Source organism: Sphaerotilus sp., from assembly GCF_013299175.1.
GTDB lineage: Bacteria > Pseudomonadota > Gammaproteobacteria > Burkholderiales > Burkholderiaceae_C > Sphaerotilus.
The window spans coordinates 1-24,652 of sequence record NZ_JAAFKF010000061.1; the positions used below are offsets into that span (position 1 = coordinate 1).

The 24,652-nt window shown below is 68.9% G+C and carries 22 protein-coding genes and 1 other RNA gene; 10 read left to right on the top strand and 13 right to left on the bottom strand.

Annotated elements, in window-relative coordinates:
* Both QZW52_RS11655 and QZW52_RS11660 read left to right on the top strand, forming a co-directional pair.
* The coding region (locus tag QZW52_RS11655) for an AAA family ATPase (RefSeq protein WP_293998850.1) at window positions 1-1,268 on the top strand (1,268 nt) is incomplete at its 5' end.
* A complete protein-coding gene (locus tag QZW52_RS11660; RefSeq protein WP_293998851.1) occupies window positions 1,265-2,425 on the top strand; it encodes a GNAT family N-acetyltransferase in 1,161 nt (386 codons plus the stop codon). The genes QZW52_RS11655 and QZW52_RS11660, both read left to right, overlap by 4 nt.
* 37 nt (window positions 2,426-2,462) lie before the next feature.
* On the opposite strand, the gene QZW52_RS11665 is transcribed toward QZW52_RS11660, so the two are convergent.
* Window positions 2,463-2,756 carry an H-NS histone family protein gene (locus QZW52_RS11665; RefSeq protein ID WP_293998853.1) on the bottom strand — a complete coding sequence of 98 codons (294 nt, stop codon included), beginning with the start codon at window positions 2,754-2,756 and terminating at the stop codon, window positions 2,463-2,465.
* Window positions 2,757-2,854: 98 nt separating this feature from the next.
* Here QZW52_RS11665 and ffs point away from each other — a divergent pair.
* An RNA gene (gene ffs, locus QZW52_RS11670) (signal recognition particle sRNA small type) lies at window positions 2,855-2,953 on the top strand.
* Between the two features lie 24 nt (window positions 2,954-2,977).
* Here the strand turns inward: ffs and QZW52_RS11675 are convergent.
* From QZW52_RS11675 to QZW52_RS11690, 4 genes are all read right to left on the bottom strand, one after another.
* On the bottom strand, window positions 2,978-4,147 hold the full coding sequence (locus tag QZW52_RS11675) for a methyltransferase (RefSeq protein WP_434738322.1): 1,170 nt from the start codon (window positions 4,145-4,147) through the stop codon (window positions 2,978-2,980).
* A gap of 90 nt (window positions 4,148-4,237) precedes the next feature.
* A complete protein-coding gene (locus QZW52_RS11680; protein ID WP_293998901.1) occupies window positions 4,238-5,920 on the bottom strand; it encodes an MFS transporter in 1,683 nt (560 codons plus the stop codon).
* A 186-nt stretch (window positions 5,921-6,106) separates the two neighbouring features.
* Window positions 6,107-6,889 (bottom strand): hypothetical protein, encoded by a 783-nt coding sequence (locus tag QZW52_RS11685; protein WP_293998856.1) that lies wholly within the window; start codon window positions 6,887-6,889, stop codon window positions 6,107-6,109.
* 300 nt (window positions 6,890-7,189) lie between these two features.
* The gene (locus tag QZW52_RS11690) at window positions 7,190-7,987 is read right to left on the bottom strand and encodes a gamma-glutamyl-gamma-aminobutyrate hydrolase family protein (RefSeq protein ID WP_293998859.1); all 798 of its coding nucleotides are present in this window, start codon (window positions 7,985-7,987) and stop codon (window positions 7,190-7,192) included.
* A gap of 244 nt (window positions 7,988-8,231) precedes the next feature.
* On the opposite strand from QZW52_RS11690, the gene folE reads away from it, so the two are divergent.
* The 3 genes from folE (at window position 8,232) to QZW52_RS11705 (ending at window position 10,691) form a co-directional block, all read left to right on the top strand.
* Window positions 8,232-8,903, top strand: coding sequence for a GTP cyclohydrolase I (folE, locus tag QZW52_RS11695; protein WP_293998903.1), 672 nt, complete (start codon window positions 8,232-8,234; stop codon window positions 8,901-8,903).
* A 6-nt stretch (window positions 8,904-8,909) separates the two neighbouring features.
* Window positions 8,910-9,335, top strand: a complete 426-nt coding sequence (locus QZW52_RS11700; protein ID WP_293998861.1) for a BLUF domain-containing protein — start codon at window positions 8,910-8,912, stop codon at window positions 9,333-9,335.
* Between the two features lie 90 nt (window positions 9,336-9,425).
* On the top strand, window positions 9,426-10,691 hold the full coding sequence (locus QZW52_RS11705; protein WP_293998864.1) for an SUMF1/EgtB/PvdO family nonheme iron enzyme: 1,266 nt from the start codon (window positions 9,426-9,428) through the stop codon (window positions 10,689-10,691).
* Here the strand turns inward: QZW52_RS11705 and QZW52_RS11710 are convergent.
* From QZW52_RS11710 to QZW52_RS11720, 3 genes are all read right to left on the bottom strand, one after another.
* On the bottom strand, window positions 10,641-12,698 hold the full coding sequence (locus tag QZW52_RS11710) for a putative bifunctional diguanylate cyclase/phosphodiesterase (protein ID WP_293998867.1): 2,058 nt from the start codon (window positions 12,696-12,698) through the stop codon (window positions 10,641-10,643). The genes QZW52_RS11705 and QZW52_RS11710 overlap by 51 nt on opposite strands.
* Window positions 12,699-12,718: 20 nt before the next feature.
* On the bottom strand, window positions 12,719-13,255 hold the full coding sequence (locus tag QZW52_RS11715) for a YfiR family protein (RefSeq protein ID WP_293998870.1): 537 nt from the start codon (window positions 13,253-13,255) through the stop codon (window positions 12,719-12,721).
* Between the two features lie 80 nt (window positions 13,256-13,335).
* On the bottom strand, window positions 13,336-15,369 hold the full coding sequence (locus QZW52_RS11720) for a TonB-dependent receptor plug domain-containing protein (protein ID WP_293998873.1): 2,034 nt from the start codon (window positions 15,367-15,369) through the stop codon (window positions 13,336-13,338).
* Between the two features lie 192 nt (window positions 15,370-15,561).
* Here QZW52_RS11720 and QZW52_RS11725 point away from each other — a divergent pair, with 192 nt between their 5' ends.
* From QZW52_RS11725 to QZW52_RS11740, 4 genes are read left to right on the top strand one after another with little or no spacing between them, the layout of a single operon-like run.
* The gene (locus QZW52_RS11725) at window positions 15,562-17,754 is read left to right on the top strand and encodes a TonB-dependent receptor family protein (RefSeq protein WP_293998876.1); all 2,193 of its coding nucleotides are present in this window, start codon (window positions 15,562-15,564) and stop codon (window positions 17,752-17,754) included.
* 16 nt (window positions 17,755-17,770) lie between these two features.
* Window positions 17,771-18,586: a quinoprotein dehydrogenase-associated SoxYZ-like carrier gene (locus QZW52_RS11730; protein ID WP_293998879.1), complete on the top strand. Its 816-nt coding sequence runs from the start codon at window positions 17,771-17,773 to the stop codon at window positions 18,584-18,586.
* Window positions 18,587-18,598: 12 nt separating this feature from the next.
* Window positions 18,599-19,609, top strand: a complete 1,011-nt coding sequence (locus QZW52_RS11735; protein WP_293998882.1) for a quinoprotein relay system zinc metallohydrolase 1 — start codon at window positions 18,599-18,601, stop codon at window positions 19,607-19,609.
* A 26-nt stretch (window positions 19,610-19,635) separates the two neighbouring features.
* Window positions 19,636-20,649, top strand: coding sequence for an XdhC family protein (locus QZW52_RS11740; protein WP_293998885.1), 1,014 nt, complete (start codon window positions 19,636-19,638; stop codon window positions 20,647-20,649).
* 3 nt (window positions 20,650-20,652) lie between these two features.
* On the opposite strand, the gene QZW52_RS11745 is transcribed toward QZW52_RS11740, so the two are convergent.
* From QZW52_RS11745 to QZW52_RS11765, 5 genes are all read right to left on the bottom strand, one after another.
* Window positions 20,653-21,822: a substrate-binding domain-containing protein gene (locus tag QZW52_RS11745; protein WP_293998888.1), complete on the bottom strand. Its 1,170-nt coding sequence runs from the start codon at window positions 21,820-21,822 to the stop codon at window positions 20,653-20,655.
* Window positions 21,823-21,867: 45 nt separating this feature from the next.
* Window positions 21,868-22,173 carry a hypothetical protein gene (locus QZW52_RS11750; protein ID WP_293998891.1) on the bottom strand — a complete coding sequence of 102 codons (306 nt, stop codon included), beginning with the start codon at window positions 22,171-22,173 and terminating at the stop codon, window positions 21,868-21,870.
* A 3-nt stretch (window positions 22,174-22,176) separates the two neighbouring features.
* A complete protein-coding gene (gene thiS / locus QZW52_RS11755; protein ID WP_293998894.1) occupies window positions 22,177-22,431 on the bottom strand; it encodes a sulfur carrier protein ThiS in 255 nt (84 codons plus the stop codon).
* Window positions 22,432-22,441: 10 nt separating this feature from the next.
* On the bottom strand, window positions 22,442-23,767 hold the full coding sequence (locus QZW52_RS11760; RefSeq protein WP_293998897.1) for an NAD(P)/FAD-dependent oxidoreductase: 1,326 nt from the start codon (window positions 23,765-23,767) through the stop codon (window positions 22,442-22,444).
* Window positions 23,768-23,833: 66 nt separating this feature from the next.
* A partial coding sequence (locus QZW52_RS11765; protein WP_293998899.1) for an aldehyde ferredoxin oxidoreductase C-terminal domain-containing protein occupies window positions 23,834-24,652 on the bottom strand: 819 nt, incomplete at its 5' end.

Consider the following 24,652-nt stretch of genomic DNA (forward strand, 5'->3'; position numbering starts at 1 on the left):
TGCGCGACCGGGTGGAGCTGGACCAGCGCATCGCCGAACTGCTCGATGTCTACACCGGGCCGCTCGGCCTGAAGGTCCAGCACCAGAGCATGGGCGGGCGGCTGGAGACGCTGATCCGGCACCTGCACGCGCAGACCGGCACCGGCGTCGTCGTGCTGATCGACGAGTACGACAAGCCGATCCTGGACAACATCGAGCACCCCGACCGCGCCCGCGAGATGCGCGAGGGGCTGAAGAACCTGTACTCGGTGCTGAAGGATGCGGATGCGCACCTGAAGTTCGTGTTCCTGACGGGGGTGAGCAAGTTCAGCAAGGTGAGCTTGTTCTCGGGGTTGAACCACTTGCAGGACATCACGATCGTGCCGCGCTGGAGTTCGCTGTGCGGCTACACGGACACCGACATTGACACCGTGTTCGCGCCGGAACTCCCCGGACTCGACCGCGACGAGATCCGGCGCTGGTACAACGGCTACAACTGGCGCGGCGAGTCGGTCTACAACCCCTTCGACGTGCTGCTGCTGTTCCAGAACCGGGAGTTCATGTCGTACTGGTTCGAGACCGGCACGCCCACCTTCCTCGTCAAGCTCCTGACCGATCGACAGCAGTTCACGCCCGACCTGGGCCGGCTGGTGAGCACCGAGTCCATCCTCTCCACCTTCGACGTGGACACGATCCCGACCGAATCGCTGATGTTCCAGGCCGGATACCTGACGATCGCCTCCGAACACCGCCGCCCCGGCCGACTCGACCTGCAGTTGAAGTACCCGAACCAGGAGGTCCAGTCCAGCCTGAACGACGTGCTGCTGCAGCAGCTCGCGGGCGGCGTGTCGGTGCCGGGGCCGCAGATCAGCCGGCTGTGGGATCTGCTGGAGCTGGGTGATCCGCTGCCTCTGCGTGAGTTGTTCCATGCATTCTTCGCCAGCATCCCCAACGACTGGTACCGCAACAGCCCGCTCGCGCAGTTCGAGGGCTACTGGGCCAGCGTGTTCTACAGCCACTTTGCCGCGCTGGGTCTGGACATCCGGGTGGAGGACACGACGAACAAGGGCCGCATCGACATGGTGGTGCTGACCTGCGGGGCGGTGTGGGTGTTCGAGTTCAAGGTGGTGGAACTCGTGCCCGAGGGCAAGGCGCTGGCGCAGATCAAGGCCAAGGGCTACGCCGAGAAGTACCGCGACCGGGGCGAACCCATTCACCTGATCGGCGTCGAGTTCAGCCGGGTGGAGCGCAACCTCGTGGCGTTCGACGTGGAGACGCTGCCGCGATGACCCCCACGCTCACCCTGCACGACAACCCCACCACGCTCGACGCCGCCGCCTGGGACGCGCTGCTTGCCGCATGCCCGACGCCGACGCCCTTCCTGCGCCACGCCTTCCTCGCCGCGCTGCACCGCAGCGGCAGCGCCGTCACCCGCACCGGCTGGCAACCCGTCTTCATGACGCTGACCGCCGAAGACGGCACGCTCGCCGCCGCCGCCGCGCTCTACCTGAAAAGCCATTCCTACGGCGAATACGTCTTCGACTGGGCGTGGGCGGAGGCGTGGCAGCGGGCCGGGCAGCGGTATTACCCGAAGCTGCTCGGCGCCGTGCCGTTCACGCCGGTGCCAGGGAGTCGCTTGTTGGCGCGCTCGGACGCGGCGCGGGCCACGCTGCTGCAGGGCATCGAGACCTTTGCCCGCGACCAGGGGCTGTCGTCGGCGCACCTGCTCTTCCTCGACGACGCCGACCGTGCAGCGGCGCAGGCCCAAGGCTGGTTGTTGCGCGAGGGCGTGCAGTTCCACTGGTCGAACCGCACGCCCGAGCCGTATGCCGACTTCGCCGATTTCCTGGCCAGCCTGACCCGCGACAAGCGCAAGAAGGTCCAGCAGGAGCGGCGCTACGTGCGCGAGGCGGGCGTGACGTTCGACGTGCTGCGGGGTACGGAGATCACGGCAGCGGACTGGGATTATTTCTACCAGTGCTACGACACCACCTACCGCGAACACCGCTCGACGCCCTACCTGACACGGGCGTTCTGGGCCGAGGTGGCACGCACGATGCCCGAGCACTGGCTGCTGTTCGTCGCCCGGCGCGCCGGGGAGCGGGTCGCCGCATCGCTGGTGGCGCTTGATCCGGCGCAGCGTGTGGCTTATGGGCGCTACTGGGGCTGCACGGAGTCGGTGGCGCACCTGCATTTCGCCGCCTGTTACCACGAACCGCTGGACTGGTGTGTCCGTGAACGCTACGTGCGCTTCGAGGGCGGTGCGCAGGGGGAACACAAGATGGCACGCGGGCTGCTGCCGGTGAAGACCACCTCGGCGCACTGGCTGCGGCACCCGGGGTTCGCGGATGCGGTGGCACGGTTCCTGGACGAGGAAACAGCGGGGATCGAAGCGTACGTGGGCGACTTGCGGGAGCGAAATCCGTTCAGGACCAGGGAGCCGTGACCGGCACCTGCAGTCCGCAGCCCGTCGGCCGTGTCGCCTACTGCTGCAACGGTGTGGCGGGACGCAATTCGTCCACGGTATAGCCTTCCTTGGTCAACGCCTCGCGCAGCCACTGCGGTTGCGTGCCGCGGCCATCCCAGACCTCCAGGGTCACGGGATGGCGGTAGCGCACCTCTGCCGCTGCGGACGGGCGCGGCACGGCGATCGGGCGCCCCCGCAGCTCCGCCGGCGAGATGCGCCAGAAGTCCATCAACTTGCGGATCTTGCGGATCGCGGCAATGCGTTCAACGTCGTCTCCGAGATCGACGATCTGGCGTTCGGTGTTCTTCATCGAGGAATGACAGCCCTGAAAGCTGTAACAGGAATTCAATAATCGCACAGAACCGCATTCGACACAGCCACTCGGCCAAGTCGATTACAATCACCGGTGACGGGCCTCCCTGCATGGGGGCGCGGCCAAACGGGTCAGGTCGGGAACGAAGCAGCCCTAACCGTTAGCCTCCAGTGCCAGGGTTCAGGCTCGTCACCCTCCCCCACTCCATTTTTCACGCTTCACGCCTTGGCAACCAGTTGCCACAGCGCGGTCACTTCCGCTGACCGGGCTGCGTGCAGCACATCGCCGGCATCGCCCGCCTTCGGGTGCCGCGGACGGATGGTCGGACACGCCAGCACACGCAGCCCCGCCTGGTCGATCCACGCCAGCAACTCGGCGCGCCGGCGCAGCCCCAAGTGCTCGGCCAGATCCGACAACACCAGCCAGCCCTGTCCACCCGGCGTCAGATGTTCGGACAGCCCGTGCAGGAAACCCCGCAGCATCCGGCTGTCCGGGTCGTAGATGGCGTGTTCGATCGAGGAACTCGGCTTGCCCGGCAGCCACGGCGGATTGCAGACGACCAGTGGCGCCCGGCCTGGCGGAAACAGATCCGCCTTCACCAGCTCGACCTGCCCGGCATGGCCCAGGCGTTGCAGATTGTCGGCGGCACAGGCCAGCGCGCGGTCATCGAGTTCGGTCGCGACGATCCGCTGTACGCCCCGCTGTGCCAGCACCGCCGCGAGCACGCCCGTGCCGGTACCGATGTCGAACGCCAGCGCCTGTGATGGCAGGGGCGCGGCGGCGACGAGGTCGATGTATTCGCCGCGCACCGGAGAGAAGACGCCGTAGTGGGCATGGATGCGCCCGCCCGCAGCCGCGATCGGCACCCCCTTCTTGCGCCACTCGTGGGCGCCCACGAGACCGAGCAGCTCGCGCAGGGAGACCACGCTCGCCTGCCCGTCCGGTGCGCCATACGCCTCTGCGCACGCCAGGCGCAGATCGGGTGCTCGGCGCAAGGCAATGGCGTAGTCGGCTTCGAGCAGGACCGTGACCGCCGACAGCAGCCGCGACCGCTGCGCCTGCGCCAGCCGGTGGCGGTGGAACGCCTCGGCGGGAACAGCAGCACCGGCTGGCGTCTCCGGTGCCGGTGACGATGACGTGGAAGCAGCCCGTGCGCCCGTGCGGTCGAGCCGTCGGCCCATCGCCTGCAGCAGCAGCCGGGCGCTCTGGAAATCGCCCCGCCACAGCAGCACGCCCCCTTCCCGCGCCAGCTTCAGGGCATCGTCGGCGCGGGTCTGGTCATCGGCCACCACGACACGCCGGGGCAGCACCGCACCGTTCTCGGACCTCCAGCGTGCGGTGTGAACATGACCGGATTCGGTCCAGGTCAGGGTCGGGGACAGGGGCAAGGACATGTGCAGGAGCGGGCAGCGGCGGTCGTGGCAGAAGACCGCAGTATCCCCGACCTCGACCGCCCGGCGATGGGCCTGGAGCCAGGACTACTTGCGCATCCGGTTCGGGTGCCAGTAGAGGAACTTGGCGTAGATGTCCACGTCCTTGGTCTCGCGGATGAACAGCATGCCGACCACGAAGGTCAGTGCGGCCACGCCGATCGGGTACCAGAGTCCGTGGTACATGTCGCCGTTCTGGGCCACCATCGCGAAAGCGATGGTCGGCATCAGCCCCCCGAACCAGCCGTTGCCGATGTGGTAGGGCAAGCTCATCGAGGTGTAGCGGATGCGGGTCGGGAACATCTCGACCAGCGTCGCGGCGATCGGGCCGTAGACCATCGTCACCAGCAGCATCAGCACCACCAGCACTGCCACCACACCGACGTGGTTGATCTTGGCCGGATCGGCCTTCACCGGATAACCCGCCGTCTTGAGCACATCGGGCAGCAGCTCCTTGCGGAAATGCGCGATCTCGAACAGGCTGTCCGTCTGGAAACGATCCCCCTCGGGGGTCAAATGCCCATTCGGCGGTGCCAGGACCGTGCCACCGATGTGGATCTCGGTGGAGGAACCCGACGGCAGCGCCTCGTTGGTGTAGCTGGCGGCCAGTTGGGCCAGCGCACGCTTGGCGATGTCGCACGCGGAGGTGAAGTCGGTCTCCTTGGCGACCGGGCTGCCCTGGAAGGAGCAGGTCATCGGGTCGGCCTTGACGATGATCTGCACCCGCTCCTGCGCCGCCGCGAGATCCGGGTTGGCCAGCGCGGTCAGCAGCTTGAACAGCGGGAAATACGCCAGACAGGCGATCAGCAGGCCGGCCATGATGATCGGCTTGCGACCGATCTTGTCCGACAGCGTGCCGAAGACCACGAAGAACGGCGTGCCGATCAGCAGCGCGATGGCGACCAGGATGTTGGCCGTCGTCGGATCGACCTTGAGCACGCCGGTGAGGAAGAACAGCGCGTAGAACTGCCCCGTGTACCAGACCACCGCCTGACCCGCCACCAGCCCGAACAGCGCCAGCACGATGATCTTGAGGTTCTTCCACTGCCCGAAGCACTCGGCCAGCGGCGCCTTGGAGGTCTTGCCCTCTTCCTGCATCTTGCGGAAGGCCGGCGACTCGCTCATCGACAGGCGGATCCACAGCGACGCGGCCAGCATCACCGCCGACAAGCCGAACGGCACGCGCCAGCCCCAGTCGGCAAACGCCGCCTCGCCCAGCACGCTGCGCGTGACCAGGATCACGATCAGCGACAGGAACAGGCCGACCGTGGCCGTCGTCTGCACCCAGGCCGTGTAGGCACCGCGGCGGTTCTGGGGCGCGTGCTCGGCCACGTAGATGGCCGCACCGCCGTACTCGCCACCGAGTGCCAGACCCTGCAGCATGCGCAGCAGCACCAGCGCGATCGGGGCGAAGGCGCCAGCCGTGCTGTAGGACGGCAGCACGGCCACCAGCGCCGTCGAGATGCCCATGATCACGATGGTCGCCAGGAAGGTGTACTTGCGCCCGACCATGTCGCCCAGACCACCGAAGACCACGGCACCGATCGGTCGCACGATGAAGCCAGCGGCAAACGCCAGCAGCGCGAAGATGAAGGCCGAGGTCGGCTCCAATGCCGTGAAGAACTGCTTGGCGATGATGGCGGCCAGTGCGCCGTAGAGGTAGAAGTCGTACCACTCGAAGATGGTGCCGAGCGAGGAGGCGAGGATGACCTTGCGCTCCTGCGCGGTCATCGGGGCGGCGTCGTGGTAGCCGTCGTCGGTGCCGGTGTCGGCAGCGGTGTCACGGGCGTCCTGCAGATTGGACATGCTGTTCTCCTGCCGCAGCGGGCGATCGGGTCGCCCGCACACGCGGCGCTGTGGTCATGGCGAAGGCCGTGCGGTGCAGTGGCGCCACGCACACAGGCCGTTCGGATCGGCTCAGATGCGCAGGCCCTTGATCGTGGCCAGCAGACGGCGGGGCGAAAATGCTTTGGCTTCCGGGACAGTTTCGGCCACCTCCAGGCCGCGCTTGAGCACCTGGTCAGCCCCCGCACGACCAAACGCATCGCCCAGCGCCAGATACACCACGCGGGTCAGCTCGGCCAGCTCGGCGTGCGTGCCGGGCAACTGCCAGTCGTGCTGCAGGGCGCGGCTCCAGCCGCTGCGGAACTGCTGGCGCAGGGCGGGGGCGGCCATTGCGTCGTCCAACCGCTGCAACGCGTCCTTGCGCACCTCGTCCAGTGCCTCGCGGTGGTGCTGGTACACCTCGGCCACGACCGCCCGCATGAGCGCGCCGAACACGACCGGCGGCTCCTCCGAGACAGGCACCTGCTGCGGTGCGACCGCCTGCGCTGCAGCCATCGCCACGGCCACCGGATTGGTCACCGGAGCCACGGTCGGCGCAGCCGGTGGCGCCACGGGAGCCGGGGGCGGAGCGGGTGGGCGGGTGGCCGCGCGGGCGGCTTGCATGGCCGGCCAGGGATCTAGCGGCAAACGTTCGGAAGGCTCGCGCAGTGCCTTGTAGAAGCCGTTGTAGAGCCGCTTGACGGAGGCCACGTCCAGCAGGTTGCGCTGCGCCACCGTGTCCACGAACGAAATGATGTCCGAGACGTTCTCGCCGCGCATCGATTCGTGCTGGAGCCAAAGCGCCTCGGTGAGGGCGCCCTCGTCGAGCAGGTCCGAGAACACGGCCACAGCCGCCCGGCGTCGGGTTGCTTGCATGTCGGCCATGGTCAAGCACCCCCGCGTTTGTCTTGAATTGATAATTTCATGCTATCCCGCGAAACGCCGTAGGTTCGGCGCCTTTGTTGTCAAGAACGATGCTCAAGAAAACTGTGAAAACATCAAATCCTGACATAAATTCACGCGAAATTGCAGCACACCCCCCGAATCACGGAGCGGTACCACATCGTTTTTCACGCCAAGGCCGTCGATTACCCTGTATCGACAGGGTGAACCGAAATCCGCAGGAACACATCACTTTCAAGTTGTAACAGGTCGATCCACCGCCATACCCCTGCTTCAACCCCGCCGGCGCAGACACGCGGCCAGGAAATCCGACAGGATCGGCTGTCCATCGAACTGGGCTGCGTCCCGCACTTGCTGGGCCATGAACTCCGGGTGCCACTGCATGCCGAAGACATAGCTCGGCCCGTTCCAGCGGATGGCTTCCACCAGCCCGTCCGGCTGGGCGCGGGCCTCGACCGTGAGGTTGCGGCCCAGGTCTTTCACCGCCTGGTGGTGGATCGAGTTGATGACGGACGTGGTCACGCCGGGATAGAGCGCCGACAGCCGTGTCCCCGGCACGATGTCCATCGCATGGAACTGCTGATCGTACTGTTCCAGGTGCAGGTGGCGCACGGAAGATGGCGCCTGGGTGGGGATGTCCTGGTAGAGCGTGCCGCCGAGGGCCACGTTGATGAGCTGGCAGCCCCGGCAGATGCCCAACACCGGCTTGCCCGCGGCCACGAACGCCTCGAACAGGTCGATCTCGTAGCGGTCGCGGATGCGGTCGCCGCTCCACTCGGGGCGCAGCGGGGTTTCGCCGTAGCTCTCGGGCGCGATGTCGTTGCCACCTTGCAGCACCAGGCCGTCGAGGTGGCTGGCGTACTCGGACAGGCTCATCTGGCTGCGCTCGATCATGCCGTCGCTCTCGATGGCCGGGATCATCACCGCCAGCGCCCGCCCGCCGAGCACCCAGTGCGCCACCGACTGCTCCAGGTAGTGCAGCGTGCGGGTGAAGACACCGCCCAGATCGGCCACCGGCGTGTTGGGAAAATAGATGCGGGCGGAAATGCCGATCAGCGGAGGACGCGACATGGAGGCTCCTTGGGTTCCATTCCAGTGCGTCCATTCTTGCAAACCCTTAGTCCGACCCACCGGCAATGTTGTGGATTTGTCCGGGTTAATCCATGCGCAACCCGCTTTGCGCAGGAAAAACCTTGGCCTGCTACGATTTCCGACCACTCCGGATGCCCACTGCACGATGAACAGCCCCACCGAATTCCCAGCGCCCACCGTGGCCGGTGCCCACGAGACAGACACTGCGGACGCCGGGCGCCCGATGTCCGCTGTCATCCGCGCCCGCATCCAGGCCGCGCACCGCCGCTTCCACGCCAACGACAACATCGCCGAGTTCATCCAGCCGGGCGAACTGGACGCCCTGCTCGACGAGGTGCAGGGCAAGCTGGCCGGTGTGCTCGACAGCCTGGTGATCGACACCGACAGCGACCACAACACCCAGGACACCGCCCGCCGCGTGGCCAAGATGTACCTGCAGGAGGTGTTCCGTGGCCGCTACGTGCCGCAGCCGCCGGTGACGCAGTTTCCCAACGTCGAGCACCTCAACGAGCTGATGATCGTCGGCCCGATCACCGTGCGCAGCGCCTGCTCGCACCACCTCTGCCCCATCATCGGCAAGCTCTGGATCGGCGTGATGCCCAACGCGCATTCGGCGCTGATCGGCCTGTCGAAGTACGCGCGTCTGGCCGAGTGGATCATGTCGCGCCCGCAGATCCAGGAGGAAGCCGTCACCCAGGTGGCCGATTTGCTGAACGACAAGATGCAACCCGACGGGCTGGCCGTCATCATGGAAGCCGACCATTTCTGCATGGGCTGGCGCGGTGTCAAGGACCTGGACTCCAAGATGGTCAACAGCGTCATGCGCGGCTCCTTCCTGAAAGACCCGAATCTGCGCCGCGAATTCCTCGCCCTCGTCACCCACCGCAAAGGCTGAAACCCCATGCTCGTCCGTCTGCTGTATGCGAGCCGCGCCGACGCGGTCACGCCCGAGGTGATCGATGCGATCCTCGCCCAGTCGCGCGCCCACAACCCGGCGCTCGGCATCACCGGCATCCTCTGCCACAGTGGCAACGTTTTCATGCAGGTGATCGAGGGCGGGCGCGACACGGTGAACGCGCTCTACAACGCCATCGTGCGCGACCGCCGCCACCACGACGTGGTGGTCTTGCACTACGAGGAAATCACCGAGCGGCGCTTTTCTGGCTGGACCATGGGGCAGGTCAACCTGGCGCGCATCAATCCGTCCATCGTGCTGAAGTACAGCGACCGGCCGGTGCTCGATCCGTTCTGCGTCTCGGGGCGGGCCTCGCTGGCCATGCTGGAAGAGCTGATCGCCACCGCGTCGATCGTCGGACGCACCACCTGAGCGTCCCCTCGGACGCAGGGCGCGCCACCCGCCCGGTCAGGTGTGGGGCGGGCATCGCCGAATACCGTGAACAAGTTCACAATCGTCGCCATGCCTTCCCTCCCTGGCCTGTCCACGATGCTCACGCCCGCCGCAGACCTTGACCACCCGGTGACGATGCGCCATGCCGGGCGCGAGTTGCTGTCGCTGGCCCTGATCGACGCCCGCAACCGCAGCCTGCGCCTGTTTGCCGCGTTCGAGGACGCCGCCCGGCCCGACGCACTCGACGGCACGCCACCGCCGCTGCAAGGCTCGCCGCTGTGGTGGCTCGGTCGGCTGGGCTGGCTGCAGGAAGTCTGGGTGGCGCGCAACGTGCAGCGCCACCGCGGTCGGCGCTGCGATGCACGCGGCATCCGGCTGGCCTCGATCGACCCGCGTGCCGACCGGTGGTGGGACCAGCGCCTGCGGCTGCCGGTCGAGCGTGGCAGTGGCGATCTGCCCCCTGCGGCCACGGTGCGGCATTACCTCGCCGAGACGCTGGAGGTGACGCTGGAGCGGCTGATGGAGACGCCCGAGCAGGACGACGCGCTTTACTTCTTCCGCGATGCGCTGTTCCGCGAAGACCAGCAGGCCGAGCGGCTGATCGAGGCCGCGCAGATGCTCGATGTGCCGCTGCCGGAGGACACGGCACCAGGCGTCCGGGTACCGCACCAGCCGCTGGCGGTGGCCGGTGGGCACTGGCACATCGGCATCACGCCCGAGGAGGGTGGCTACGTCTTCGAGAGCGAGCGCGGCCGGCGTCTGGACTCCTGCCCCGACCACGACATCGACGCGCAGCCGGTGTGCTGGCAGCAATTCCTGGAATTCGTGGCGGACGGCGGCTACCGGCAGTCGCGCTGGTGGAGTCCGGCGGGCTGGAACTGGGTCTGCCAGCAGCAGCGCAGCGGCCCGGCGATGGTGGAAGACCCCCACGACGGCTTGACGCAAACGCGGTTCGGCCGCGCGGTGCGCATCCACCCGCACCACCCTGTCGTCCACGTCAACCTGCACGAGGCGCAGGCGTGGTGCCGCTGGGCGGGCAGGCGCCTGCCCAGCGAGGTCGAGTGGACCCACGCCGCCGAGCGCCTGGGCAGCCGCGGTTTCCACTGGGGCGAGGTCTGGGAATGGACGGCCGACCGGCTGACCGCGCTGGAGCCGGACCTGGGTGACTGCAACCTGCCGCAGCGGACCGCATTCCTGGCCGCCTGCGGGCAGCACCGCGTGCTGCGCGGCGGGGCGACGGTGACGCGGGCACGGCTGCGCGACGCGCGCCACCGCCAGCACCGCCTACCCGAGGACCACCACGGCTTGACCGGCTTCCGCAGTTGCACGCTGTGACGCTGCCCAATCCCGCAGGAAGGGCGCGACCGCCTCGACCCGCAGCGGCCGTGCCACCAGATACCCCTGGACCGCGGCGCAGCCCTCCTCCAGCAGCGCCGCCATCTCGGCCTCGCACTCCACACCCTCCGCCAGCGTCGTCATGTGCAGCCCGGCCGCCATGTCGATGATGGCGTGGACGATCACGCGCGCGTCCGCTTCGGTGGTCAGCGCCTTGACGAAACAGCGGTCGATCTTGAGCTTGTCGAACGGGAAGCGCCGCAGGTAGGCCATCGACGAGTACCCGGTGCCGAAATCGTCCAGCGCAATCCGCACGCCCAGCCGGTTCAGGCCGTGGAGCTGCGCCAGGGTGGCCTCGGTCTCATTGAGCAGCACGGACTCGGTGATCTCCACCTCCAGCCGCTCCGCCGGCAGCCCGGTGGTCGCCAGCACCCGCCCGATCAGTTGCGGCAGATCCTGCGTCATCACCTGCACGGCCGAGAGGTTCACCGCCACCGACAGGTGCGGCGGCCAGGTACAGGCGACCTGGCACGCCCGCTCCAGCACCCACGCGCCGATGTCGTTGATCAAGCCAGCGTCCTCCGCCACGGCGATGAACTCGTCCGGGCGCACCTCGCCCAGCTCCGGGTGCCGCCAGCGCACCAGCGCCTCGAACCCCGTGACGGCCCGGCTGACCAGATCGACCTGCGGCTGGTAGACCACCGAGAGCTGCTCCAGCGTGATCGCCGAGCGCAGCGCCCGCTCCAGTTGCAGCCGCCGCACCACCCCGGCGCTCATCGCCGCGTCATAGAAACAGGCCCGCCCCCGCCCGCCCGCCTTCGCCGCGTACAGCGCCAGGTCGGCGTTCTTGAGCAACTGCTCGGGCTGGTCGCCATCGCGGGGCACCAGCGCAATCCCCACGCTGACACCCATCGGCACGGTCAAGCCCGCGATGTCCACCGCGGTACACAGGGCGGCGAGCACGCGGTCGGCGATGCGCTGCACCTCCTGGGGATCGGCCAGCCCGCGCAGGACCATGGCGAACTCGTCCCCGCCCAGCCGCGCCACCAGATCCCCATCGCGCGACACCGATTTCAGGCGCTCCCCGACCAGCGTCAGCAGTTGATCGCCGACATCGTGGCCCAGGGCGTCGTTGACCGTCTTGAAGCGGTCCAGGTCCAGGCACAGGATGGCGAAGGGATGGCCGGACAAGTGGATCAGTGCCTCGTCGAGCATCAGCCGGAAGTGGTGCCGGTTGCTCAGACCCGTCACGGCGTCCACATGGGCGAGCGTGAACAGGCGGGCCTGCTGGCGCTGCAGCACCACATCGCGGGACTCCAGCTCGCCCAGCAGGCGGTTGAAGCCATCGTAGAGCGCCCCGACCTCATCGCGGCGCCGGGTGCTGACGCGGGTGACATAGACGTGGGTGCGCGACACGTCGTCCATCACCTCGGCCAGCCCGGCGATCGGCTCGACCATGGCGTCCTGCACCTTGACCGCCGCCGCGCTGGCCAGCAAGCCGATGACCGCCGCCCCCAGCAGCACCAGCGCCGCCCGTGCCAGCGTGGCGCTGAAGGCCGGCGAAGCGTCGGTGCAGACCACCAGTTGCCCCACGACGTTCCCGTCCAGGCGGACTAGCTCGACCGTGTAGACCAGCGCACTGCGGGCATCGGCAGCGCCCGCCGTGCGGCGACCGATCTCGAAGGCCGACGGCACGGTCTGCGCCTTGGCCGCGTGGGAGGCGAACACCACCGCATGCGCATCCAGCAGCGCCGCCCAGCGCACCTCGGGCACGACACCCAGCCCGTCCAGCACGCGGTGTGCGGCGGTCGGATCTTCAAAGGACAGTGGCGCGCGCAGGTTCTGCGCCAGCACCCGCGCCAACCCCTGCGCCCGCTCCTCGACCCGGTGGCGCGAGTCGTTGTATTCCAGCAGCGTCACCACCGCGAACAGCAGCAGCGAGGCCATCAGCGTCGAGGCGATCACCACCAGGCGCAGCTTGGTGCGCAGGCGCAAGTCTTGCAACATGCGAACCACCACGGCGCGGATCACAGCGCACCCTCCCGCCGCACAGGCCCGTCGAGCACGCTCGTTGCCAACGTCAGCAGATCGGCCGACAAGCGCAACCCGGCGGTCTGTGCGGCACCCCGGTTGACCTCGAAACGCAACCGGCCACTCTGGCGCACCAGCCCGATCACCCCGCCTTGCTGCGCAAAGCCCGGCAGGTCGCTGACCGTGAGCACCGGCTGCCCGCCCAGCGACGCCAGCGACAGACCCGGCTCCGCCACGAACAGCACATGGCAACCGCGCACCTCGTCCGGCCGACCCACCTTGCGCCACTGGAGCGGCGCGCCCTGCAACAGCCGCCCCTCCAGCGCCCGGAAAGCCAGCGACAGCTCCTCGCGCGCACCGAACTGGCAGAGCTGCATCGCCGCCTGGCGCGTGGCCGTGCCCGCGGGTGGCCACTCGGTGAATTTGGCGAAGTTCAGCACGAACGCGGCCTGCACTGCCGATTCGTCCGGCGCCGCCTCGGCCACATCCTGCACGCCCACCACGCCCAGCAGACCCAGGACAACAGCACACACCACCCTGGCGGCGGGCGGCCGAAGCGATCGGCAGACAATCACATGGATGGCGCTGGTCATGCCCGGTCCCAGACCCGCGCTCAGTGGCTGACTTCGAGACGCAGACCGACGCCGGGACGGGTTTCCACCGGTGTCGAGTAGCCCAGATCGGGCTGGATCTCGACCCGGCGCGGCCCGCCCAGGTTGTAGGCCCGCGCGCTCACCACCACAGAGCGCGCCACCGACCAGCGCGCACTCAGATCCAGCGCCGTGCGGGCCGGTGTGTAGCTGGCCAGTGTGCTGTCGCTGCCACGCTGGCTGGTGTAGCGGGTCCAGGCGTCCACGCTCAGGTAGGGCGACACGTCATAGGACAGGCGCAGCGTCAGCAGGTGGCGGGGACTGCGGGACAGGGCACTGCTGTTGCCGTTGCCGGCCAGGGCCATCGGCATCTCGGTGTTCAGCAGCGTGTAGCCCAGTTGGTGTCGCAGCGAGGGCACCGGGCGCCAATCGACGGACAGCTCCAGCCCCTTCGCCACCGCATGGCCCGCGACCCGACCGATGGAGGCATCGATGTACGGCGTCGGCGCCATCACCACCTGCGGGTTGACAGGCACCGTGGAGCGAAAGCCCAGCGGGTCGTAGAACTGGCGGAACAGCGTTGCGTCCAGCACCAGCCGGTCGTTGATCCGGCTGCGCAGACCCAACTGCAGTGCGCTCACCGATTCGACCAGCGTCGGCGCATCCGAACCGGAGCGCAGCAACACCGGCAGCGGATTGCCCGCCATCCCCGGCGGAACCACGGCCACGGCCAGATCGGCATCCTCTTCGCCACGCGATGGCACGCGGATGGCCTGGGACAGCGAGGACCACAGCGTCGTGGCCGGTGTCTGCTTCCAGGCCACGGCCAGACTGGGCTGGCTGCGCGTGCCGGCAAAGTAGGTGTGGTCCAGCCGCAAGCCGCCCACCACCGAGAGTCGCTCATCGACCCCGACCCAGCGGTCCTGTGCAAACAGGCGCCAGTCCAGCATGCTGCGCCGCGCCGGGTCGAAGCGACCGATGCCCTGGGTCTCGTTGTGGTCCTCGTACAGGCGTGCTCCCGCGCCCCAGGTGATCTGGTGTGCCGCGCCGAAGGGCTGGAAGGCGTGGGAGACCTCGACATCGGTGGTGTGGCTCTCCACGCTCTGCGAACCGCGCTCTTCCCCCGATTCGAACGCAACCAGTCCCGACACCGTGAGCTGGGAGTGTTCGGCCAGCCGGTGCGTCAGCACACCGTGGGCATGGACACGCTCGAATAACTGCATGGTCGGCGACTGCAGCACATACGGCGCCACCACCACCGGCCGCAGCCGCGTGTCGTGGACCTGCGAGCGCAGTACCTGCGCCTGCGCAGTGACCTGGGTGTGGGCGTCGAGATCGCGGTCGTAGCGCAGACCCGCCGTGCTGACCTGCGAGGCATCGTTGGCCGCACCGCCACCCGGCTCGGACGAAGGACCGGTGCCATCAGCCTGCGCGTACACACGCCAGGCGCCCGACTGGGCCGAACCGGTGCTGCGACTGCCATGCAGGACGGCAGCGCCTTCGCTGCCCAGCTCCACCTCGGTGCGCGTGCCCAGGCTGTCCTGGGCACGCCGGGTGATGATGTTGATGACCCCGTTGACGGCGTTGGCGCCCCAGACCGCTCCGGCCGGGCCGCGGATGATCTCGATGCGCTCGATGTCGGCCAGCGGCACGCGCTGGGTCTCCCACATCACGCCGGAGAACAGTGGCGAGTAGATGCTGCGTCCATCGACCAGCACCTGCAGCTTGTTGGAGAACCGCCCCGCGTCGCCCCGGACGCCCACCGCCCATTGCGCCCCCGACAGCCGTGCCACGTCCACCCCCGGCGCCAGCCGCAACGCCTCGGGCAGCGAGCGCACGCCGGTGCGCAGGATGTCGTCCCGCGTGATCACGAACACGGCGGCAGCCACGTCGCCGAGCCGGTCGCTGCCGCGGCTGGCGGTGACGACCTCGACGCGCATCAGGTCTTCCAGCGACAGATCCGCCAGTGCCCGCACACCGCCAGCGTTCTGCCCCAGCGCCACGGGGGAAATCAGCGCAAGGCACATCAGCGCGGTGAGCGTTCGGGTTGCATGCATGGTCGTCCGAGGCGGCTTACAGCCCCGCTCCAGGAAAGGTTCTCGTTCTTATCGGTTCCGGCAGGCGGGAACTTGAACCGGAACTGGAGGTGTCACTTTCTGGCGCAATCTCCCGGTCAGACCGGGTTAATGCCGACTGGCCCCGCCCCGGGCCACGCAGGTACACCGCCAAACTGAACCCTTGTCCCTGCCATGACCCCGACCACCCACTCCGCTTCGCCCCTGCTGCACCCACGCCTGCGTCCGACGGCGCTGGCCGCCCTCGCCTGCCTGCTGTCGGGCCTGCACGCACCCCACGCCCTCGCTCAGACCCCCACGGCCGACACCGCGCTGGAGACCGTCGTCGTCACCGGCTCGACCCGCGAGCGCAAGCTCACCGACGTGCCCTACGCCATCACCTCGGTCAATGCGGAGGCGCTGCGCAACGGCGGCCCGATGGTCAACCTGTCCGAGTCGATGGCGCGGGTGCCGGGGCTGGTGGTGGCGAATCGGAACAACTACGCGCAAGACCTGCAGATCAGCTCGCGCGGCTTCGGCGCACGGGCCGGCTTCGGCGTGCGCGGGCTGCGGCTCTACGCGGATGGCATCCCCGCGTCCATGCCCGACGGCCAGGGCCAGGTCGCCCATTTCGACCTCGCTGGGGCCGAGCGGGTCGAGGTGCTGCGCGGGCCGTTCTCGGCGCTGTACGGCAACGCGTCGGGCGGCGTGATCGCGCTGTTCTCGAAGCCGGTGCGCGAGCGGCAGTTCGAGGTCGGCGTCGATGCCGGCAGCTTCGGCCTGCGCCAGGGCCGCGTGTCGGTGGCCGCGCCGCTGGGGGACGGCTTCGACGTGTCGGCCAGCCTGTCGCGCCTGTCGATCGACGGCTTCCGGCCCCAGAGCGACGCCGACCGCCAGCTCGCCACCGCCCGCCTCGGCTGGAAAGGCGAACACGACCGCGTGACCCTCACCGTCAGCGACCAGAACCAGACCGCCACCGACCCGCTCGGCCTGACCCGCGCCCAGTTCGCGGCCAACCCGGACCAGACCACGCCCGAGGCCGCGCAATACGGCACCCGCAAGGTCATCCGCCAGACCCAGGCCGGCGCGAGCTGGAGCCACCAGTTCACCGACGCCGGCCCGCTGTCGCGCACGCAGGTGAGCGGCTACACCGGGTCACGCGGCGTCATGCAGTTCCTCGCCATCGCCCCCGCCACGCAGGCCAACGTCCGCCACGGCGGCGGGCTGGTGGACTTCGACCGGCAGTACAACGGCGTCGATGCGCGGGCGCTGTGGCACTGGGACACCGTGGACCTGACCACGGGCGTCAACGTCGAGCGGCAGACCGACGACCGCCGCGGCTACAACAACTACACCGGCCCCGCCGCGACCCCCACCGCGCTCGGCGTCCAAGGCACGCTGCGCCGCAACGAGACCAACCGCGCCGACACCCGCGAGGTCTACGCGCAGGCCGACTGGGCCGTGGCCGACGACTGGCAGGCGAGCCTGGGCGTGCGCAGCGGGCGGGTGCGGCTGCGGGTGAGCGATGCGTACCTGAGCAACGGCGACGACTCGGGGGCGCTCGACTACCGCTACGCCAACCCGGTGGCGGGGCTGCGCTGGCGGGCCAGTTCGGCGCTGACGCTGCACGCGGCGGCGTCGCGGGGCCACGAGTCGCCGACGCTGGGCGAACTCGCCTACCGCCCGGACGGCAACAGCGGCTTCAACACCGACCTGCAGGCGCAGACCAGCCGCCAGATCGAACTCGGCGCGAAGTGGCGCGAGGGGGGCTTGTCGCTGGACGCCACCGTGTTCCGCATCGACACCGACCAGGAGATCGGCGTGGCCACCAACGCGGGCGGACGCTCCTCGTTCCGCAACGTCGGCCGCACCGAACGCTTCGGCGCCGAATTCGGAGCGGGCTGGCGCGTCATGCCGGGGCTGCGGGCGCAGATGGCCGTGACGCTGCTGCACGCGCAGTACGCCGACGCTTTCCGCACCTGCACCGCCATCCCCTGCACGCTGACCGCCGCGACCAACACCACCACCGTCCCCGCCGGCAACCGCATCGCCGGCACGCAGCCCGCCTCCGCCTACGCCGAGCTGGCGTGGACCGCGCCGTGGAGCGCCGACGCCGAAACCGCGATCGAGTGGCGTGCCCAGGGCCGCACGGTGGTGAACGACACCAACACCGACCACGCCGGGGGTCACGGCCTGTTCAACCTGCGCTACAGCCACCTGTGGCGCGTCGATGAGGCGGGTTCGCTGCAACTGCTGGCGCGCCTCGACAACGTCGCCGGGCGGCGCGTCGTCGGCAGCGTGGTCGTCAACGACGCCAATGGTCGCTACTTCGAACCGGGTGCGCCCCGCAGCGCCCTGGTCTCGCTGCGCTACCTGCGGCGATTCTGAACCGGAGCACCTCCACATGCGGCGAACCCGTCACCGTTCCCTGATCGCCGCGCTGCTGTCGCTGTGGCTCGTCCACGCCACGGCAGCGACGGCCCCGGACCCGTTCGAGGGCGATCCGTACCAGTCGCATCCCTGGGTGGACATGCGCAAGGAATACCTCGGCGCCGACGCGAAGACCGTGTTCGACGCGCGGGTGCAGGTGCGCGGCCCGGCGTTCGCGGAAGACCCGATGAACGTGCCGATCACGGTGTCGGTGACGGACCTGCCGGGCGTGGACCGCATCGTCGTGCTGGTCGATCGCAACCCGATCCGCAAGGTGCTGGAGTACCAGCCGATGAGCGCGCTGCCGAGCGTGTCGTTCCGCTTCAAGCTGGAGCAGGCCAGCCCGGTGCGCGCCGCGGCCCGGACGGCGGATGGCGTCTGGCACGTCGGCGGCACGCTGGTGGACTCGACCGGCGGCGGCTGCACGGTGTCCGGGGCGACGCGCAAGGACGGTTCGTGGACGCAGACGCTCGGCCTCGTCAGCGCCCGGGTGTTCGACGCGACGCCGATTCCGGGCGAGGCGACGGCGGCGGTGGGTTCAGGTTCCCGGCTGCGGCTGAAGGTGATGCACCCGATGGACACCGGGCTGGTCGGCGGCATCCCGGCGTTCTACGTCAACCGGCTGTCGGTGCGCGACGGGCGGGACGTGGAGTTGCTGCGGCTGCAGACCTTCGAGCCGGTGAGCGAGAACCCGGTGTTTTCGTTCGATTTCCCCGCCAAGCCCGCCGGCCCGCTGCGGCTGGTCGGCACGGACAACAACGGCAACCGCATCGATGCCCGGATGGAGTGAGGGAGCGCCCACATGACGAAATCCACCTCCGTCTGGCTGCAGACCTTCGTGCTGGCCGTGGTGCTGACGCTGCTGGCGGCCGTGCCGGCGCTGGTGTTCGCCGCACCGCCCCAGGTGGACCTCGCCCGCTTCGACCACGGCCTGAGCGCACGGGCATTGGCCGAGGGCGTGTACGTGGTCGAGGGTGCCAACGACGACTTCACGCTCGCCAACGGCTGCAACATCATCAACACCGGTTTCATCACCACGGGCGCGGGCGTCGTCGTGGTCAACACCGGCCCGAGCCGGCGCTACGGCGAGCAGTTGCGCCGCTTGATCGCCCGCACGACGACGGAGCCGGTGGTGCAGGTGGTGCATCTGAACCTCCACCCCGACTACTTCCTCGGCAACCAAGGCTTCGCCGACGTGCCCCGCTCGGCCACCCCGACCACCCGCGCCGGCATCGCCCGCGAGTCCGCCAGCTACGAGACCAACCTGTACCGCCTCTGCGGCGACTGGATGCTCGGCACCGAGACCATGGCACCTGACCGCGACACGCCCGCCGCGACGGCACCGGGCGGCGGCGTCTGGCAGGTCGGCTCGCGCACCTTCGAGCTACGCGAGTTCAGCGGCCACACGGCGTCCGACCTCGTGCTGATCGACCGCACGAGCGGCGTGGGCTTCGTCGGCGGGCTGGTGTTCGTGCAGCGCATTCCGACGACACCGCACGCCGAGGTCGGCCCGTGGCTGAAGAGCCTGGACGCGCTGGACACACTGAACCTGCGCACGCTGGTGCCGAGCCACGGGCCGGTGCAGACCACGCCCGAGGGCGCCCGCGACGGCATCGCGCAGACGCGGCGTTACCTGCAGTGGCTCGACCGCCAGTTCGGCGCCTGGGCGCGCCAGGGGCTGGAGATGAACGAGGTGCTGCGAGCGCCGGTGCCGGCCGAGTTCCGGGGCTGGGCGGCGTTCCGAACCGAGTACACGCGCAATGTCGCGCACCTCTACCCGGTCTACGAACAGCGCGTTCTGGGTACACGATGAGCGGCCAGTGACACAGGAGACCGCCCATGGACAGCCTCGACCTGCAAGTGCTTCAACAGGCGCGTGACTGGCACGCCGCGGGCCACGCCGTCTGGCTGGTGACGGTGATCGAGACCTGGGGTTCGGCGCCACGGCCACCCGGCGCGCTGCTGGCAGTGTGCGACAACGCGCAGGTGGTTGGCTCGGTCTCGGGCGGCTGCGTCGAGGACGACCTGATCGACCGCGTGCGCCGCCAGGAGCGGGTCACCCACCCCGCGCTGATGACCTACGGCGTGACGAAGGAGGAGGCGGCCCGGTTCGGCCTGCCGTGTGGCGGCACGCTGCGGCTGGTGCAGGAGCCGCTGGGCGACACCGCGTGGATCGACGAGGTGCTGGCCCGCACGGCGCGGCACGAGCTGGTGGCGCGGGTGCTCGACCTCGACACCGCCGCCGTGACGATCGAGCCGACGGCGCGGGGCGAGGCGTTCACGTTCGATGGCCGACGCCTGCGGGCGCTGTTCGGGCCGCGCTGGCGGATGCTGATCATCGGCGCGGGGCAGCTCTCGCGGGCGGTGGCGCAGATGGCGCTGATGCTCGATTTCGAGGTGATCGTCTGCGACCCGCGCGAGGAGTACCACCTGGGCTGGGACGTGCCCGGCACGACCTTCAGCACCGCCATGCCCGACGACCTCGTGATCGAACTGCAACTCGACCCGCACAGCGCGGTGATCGCCGTCACGCACGATCCGAAGCTCGATGACCTGGTGCTGCTGGAGGCGCTGAAGTCGCCCGCGTTCTACATCGGTGCGCTTGGCTCGCGCAGCAACACCGCCAGGCGCAAAGAGCGGCTGGCGCTGTTCGACCTCTCGGCAGACGAGATCGACCGGCTGCACGGGCCGATCGGGCTGGACCTCGGCAGCCGGACGCCAGCAGAAATCGCGGTGTCGGTGGTGGCGGAGGTGGTCGCGGTACGCAACGGGGTTGCGTTGCAGCAGAAGAAGGTGGGATCGGCGGCACCGCTTCCCGGCACGGGGTGTGCGCTGCCAGCGCGGCACCCATGACGGTCAGCCTGCTGGGTCAGCGGCCGACGACAACCCGGGCTGCTTGCGCAACACCGACACGCCCGCCGACTTCGCCCCCTTGAGCGACCACCACGGCAGCGCCCGCGTCAGCGACAGCACGTCGCCAATCTCGGCCGCGCGCTCGTAGCCCGGCAGGGTCTGCAGTGCCGCCTGCCAGCGCGGACTCTGCAGCACCTGCCGCAGCCGCAACACGGCCGGGTGTTCCAGCGCATCCTTGAGGCAGACCAGAAAGTAGTCCTCGGCCACGATCGGCACGAAGTCCAGCCCGAAGGCTTTCGCCGCCGCCTCGATGCCCATGCCCACGTCGCCCACACCGCTGGCGATGGCCGCAGCGACCGCGAGGTGGCTGTCCTCGGAAGGCTCGAAATAGGTGGCGATGGCGCTGGGGGCAACCCCGGCCTGCTGCAGCAGGTGGTCGGTCAGCAGCCGGGTGGCCGAGCCTTCCTGCCGGTTGACGAACCGCGCTGCGCTGCCCGCCAGATCGCCCAGGTTGTGCAGACCGAGCGGATTGCCGCGGGCCACCATCAGACCCTGGGTGCGTTGCGTGCAGCCGATCAGCTTGTGCTGGCCAGGCTTGAGCAGCGGCTTGAGCGCCCGCGAGAAGAGCGGCGCCGCGGTGCGGATGCGCGGCACGTGGAAGCCCGCCACGAGGCAGCGCCCTTCCGCCAGCGCCCGCAGCGCGTCGATGCTGCCGGCAAAGCGCAGGTCGATGTGCAGCCGCTCGTCACTGCTGGCGATCTCGCGCAGGTGGGGCAGCGCCAGATCGTGGCTGGCGTAGAGGGTCAGCACATGCTGCGAGCCATCGAGTGCCTCGGTCAACACCCGCTCCAGCTCGGCGCGCAGGGCCTCGATGTGCGGCGTCATGCGCGTGCGGGCGCGGGTTTCGGCCCACAGCAGGCGGTCGGCGAAGGGGGTGAGGCGCGCGGGCTGGCCCTGGGTCCAGACGACGAGCGATTCGCCCATCGCCTCTTCCCACTGCTTGAGCGAACCCCAGATGTGGCGGTACGACGCACCGAGCGCCTTGGCGGCCTGCTGGATGGAGCCATGCTCGCGCACGGCATTCAGCAGATCGAACAGGGGATTCTGGATCTCGGCGCCGCGCTGGTCGGGTGGCCCGAAGGTGTATTGCAGGTGGATGCCGCGGGTTTTCATGGCCGCGACGATACCGCACGCGGGCGCGCCCGCGCAGCCACCGCTTCAGCCGCCGCCGCGCTGCATGTACAGGTCGAAATAGCGCATGAACCGCTGGCGGGCGTCCTCGTCCACCCCGGTGAAACGGAACCCGATCGCCAGCCGCGGCAGCCGCACGAGGGCGATCTGACGCGGCGGCAACGGGTGCCACGTCAGGTCGAGCACCCCGCCGTCGATGTCCACCCGTGCCACGCCGCCCGAAGCCGGCAAGGTCAGCGCGTGGCCCCGCACCGCGCCAGGCAGCCACGCCAGCCACTCCGCCTCGGTGCAGCCCTGGTCGCGCTCGAACGCGGCGGCGTAGTGGCCGATCACGGCTCAGCCGCCCGCGATCGGCGGCCAGATCGCCAGCACGTCGCCCTCGACCAGCGTGCGCGTGGCGCGGTCCACAGGGTAGACGTACACGCCATTGATCAGCACCAGATGCACCAGGTTCATCGGCAGGTTGAACGGCGCGATGATGGTGGCGATGGTCGATTCGGGTTCGATCTCCAGCGCCATCCAGTTGCTGGTGCGCCGGTCGGCCGGGAGGAACTCGGTCAGCGAAGCGTAGAGCTTGAACGTGATCTGCACAGGCCCGACCTCACCACTTGCCCGCGACGAACTGGTGCTGCGACTGCGCACAGGCGATGTACGCCTCCATCAGCAGCGTCGGGTCGGCGATGAGCTTGTCCTTCCACTCACCCAGCCGCACCTGACCCTCGACCAGCCCGCGCATCACGCCGACGTGTTCGGTCCAGCCGATCGAGTTGCAGCCGATCAGGCGGTCGCCGTCGAACTGCAGGCTCAGGTGGCGCCCGGCCGGCAGGTCCGTCAGCTCCACATGCTGCCCGCCAGGAACGCCGTCCCACTTGCCGAACGACGCGGAGATCATGCCCAGCGTGTCGAGCACGTTGATCTGCGTGACGCCCTTGAGGGTGGCCTGGGTCTGGCCGACCATGTTGAGCGCGGCCACGCGGGCTTGCTCGGCGGCGTTGGGCTGGATGGCACTGACGATGGTGGTGCCGCTCACCTTGTCGAAGGCTTCGGCGCAGTCGCCGGCCGCGTAGATGCCGGGCACGCTGGTCTGCAGGCGCTCGTCGGTCAGCACGCCGACCAAGCAGGTGATGCCCGAATCCTTCAGGAAGCCGATGTTGGGCTTCACGCCGGTCGCGCTGATGACCAGGTCCGCCGCCAGTGACTCGCCCGTGGACAGCCGCACGGTCATGCCTGCCGCCTTGTGCGCCGGCTTGATCCCGGCCATCGCGGCGAGCTTGTCGAGGATGCCGGGCGCGGGCCGCTCGATCGCCTCGACGCGGGCGCCGGTGTGGACCTTGACATTCTTGGTCTCGCACCAGTCCTTGATCATCGTGCCCGCGGTCGGCCCCATCATGCGCGGCACCATCCGGTCGCCCATCTCGACGACGGTCAGCTCGACGCCACGCGTCGCCAGCGCCTCCATGATGATGCAGCCGATGAAGCCGGCGCCCATCTGCAGCACCTTGGCGCCCGGCTGGGCCAGTTCCATGATGGCTCGGGCATCCTGCAGGGTCCAGCACGGATGCACACCCGGGCCATGGATACCAGGGATCGGCGGCGAGGCAGGCGACGAGCCGGTAGCGATCAGCAGACGATCGAACACCACGGTGGTACCGTCATCCAGATCGACGGCGCGACCCTGGACATCGACGTGCGTGGCGCGGGCGCGGTGCAGCGTGATGCCGAGCGCGGCGTAGTGGTTCTCGCCGTGGCGCAGGTGGGTGCCCTCTTCGCCGACCTTGCCGATCAGCAGATAGGGAATCGCCATGCGCGAATACGGCGCTTCCGGCTCGTCGCCGATGACCACGATCTCGTCGTTCGGCGCGTGCTTGCGGATGGTTTCGGCGGCGATGATGCCGGCGGGGCCAGCGCCCAGGATCACATGTTTCATGTTCGGTCTCTTCAAAAAAACAAGGCGGTCTCAGACCGCCTTGTTGTTCAGTTCAGCACAAGCCGGTCACAGCCCCAGGCGCTCGCGCGTGGCGGCCTTGAGCTGGCCATCGCCGTCCCAGCCGCGGATGTCGTAGTACTTCGGCAGCATCTCGGGCAGCTTGCTGACCAGACCCTTGGCGGGACCGGTCTTGGCCGGCTCGTTGAGCAGGCGCGGGGGCAGCGTGTCGTCCTTGCTGGTGAAACCGGCGCGGTTGTTGAAGTCGCGCTCCAAGTTCCAGATCCGCTCGCCGATCTGTGACAGGTTTTCCAGCGTGAACTCCTCGCCGCAGGCCGCCGCGACCTGCGGCTGCACGTCGGCCAGGCCCCAGGCAAAGCTGGTGAAGATGCAGATGCCGGCCGAGTCGAACGCAGCAGTCGCGTCCTGGAAGGCCATCACGAGTTCGGGCTTGCCGTCCGCCGTCAGCGGGTCGGTCTTGACCGGGATGCCCAGCACTTCCGAAGCCACGGTGTACGAACGCAGGTGGCAGGCGCCGCGGTTCGACGTGGCGTAGGTCAGACCCATGCCCTGGATGCCGCGGGAGTCGTAGGCCGGGAATTCCTGGCCCTTGACGGTCATGCTCAGCTCGGGGTGGCCGTACTTGGTACACAGGCGCTTGCTGCCCTGGCCGATCTCGATGCCGAAGCCTTCGCCCTTGGCCGTGATCTCGGCGAAGTGCGCGAGTGCCTGCGCCGAGCCGAACTTGGCGTCGATGCCGAGCTGCTCCTGGGTCAGCACGCCCATCTGGTACAGCTCCATCACCGCGCCGATGGTGGCGCCGAAGGTGATCGGGTCCATGCCCTGTTCGTTGCACAGCACGTTGGCGTATTGCAGCGCGTCCAGATC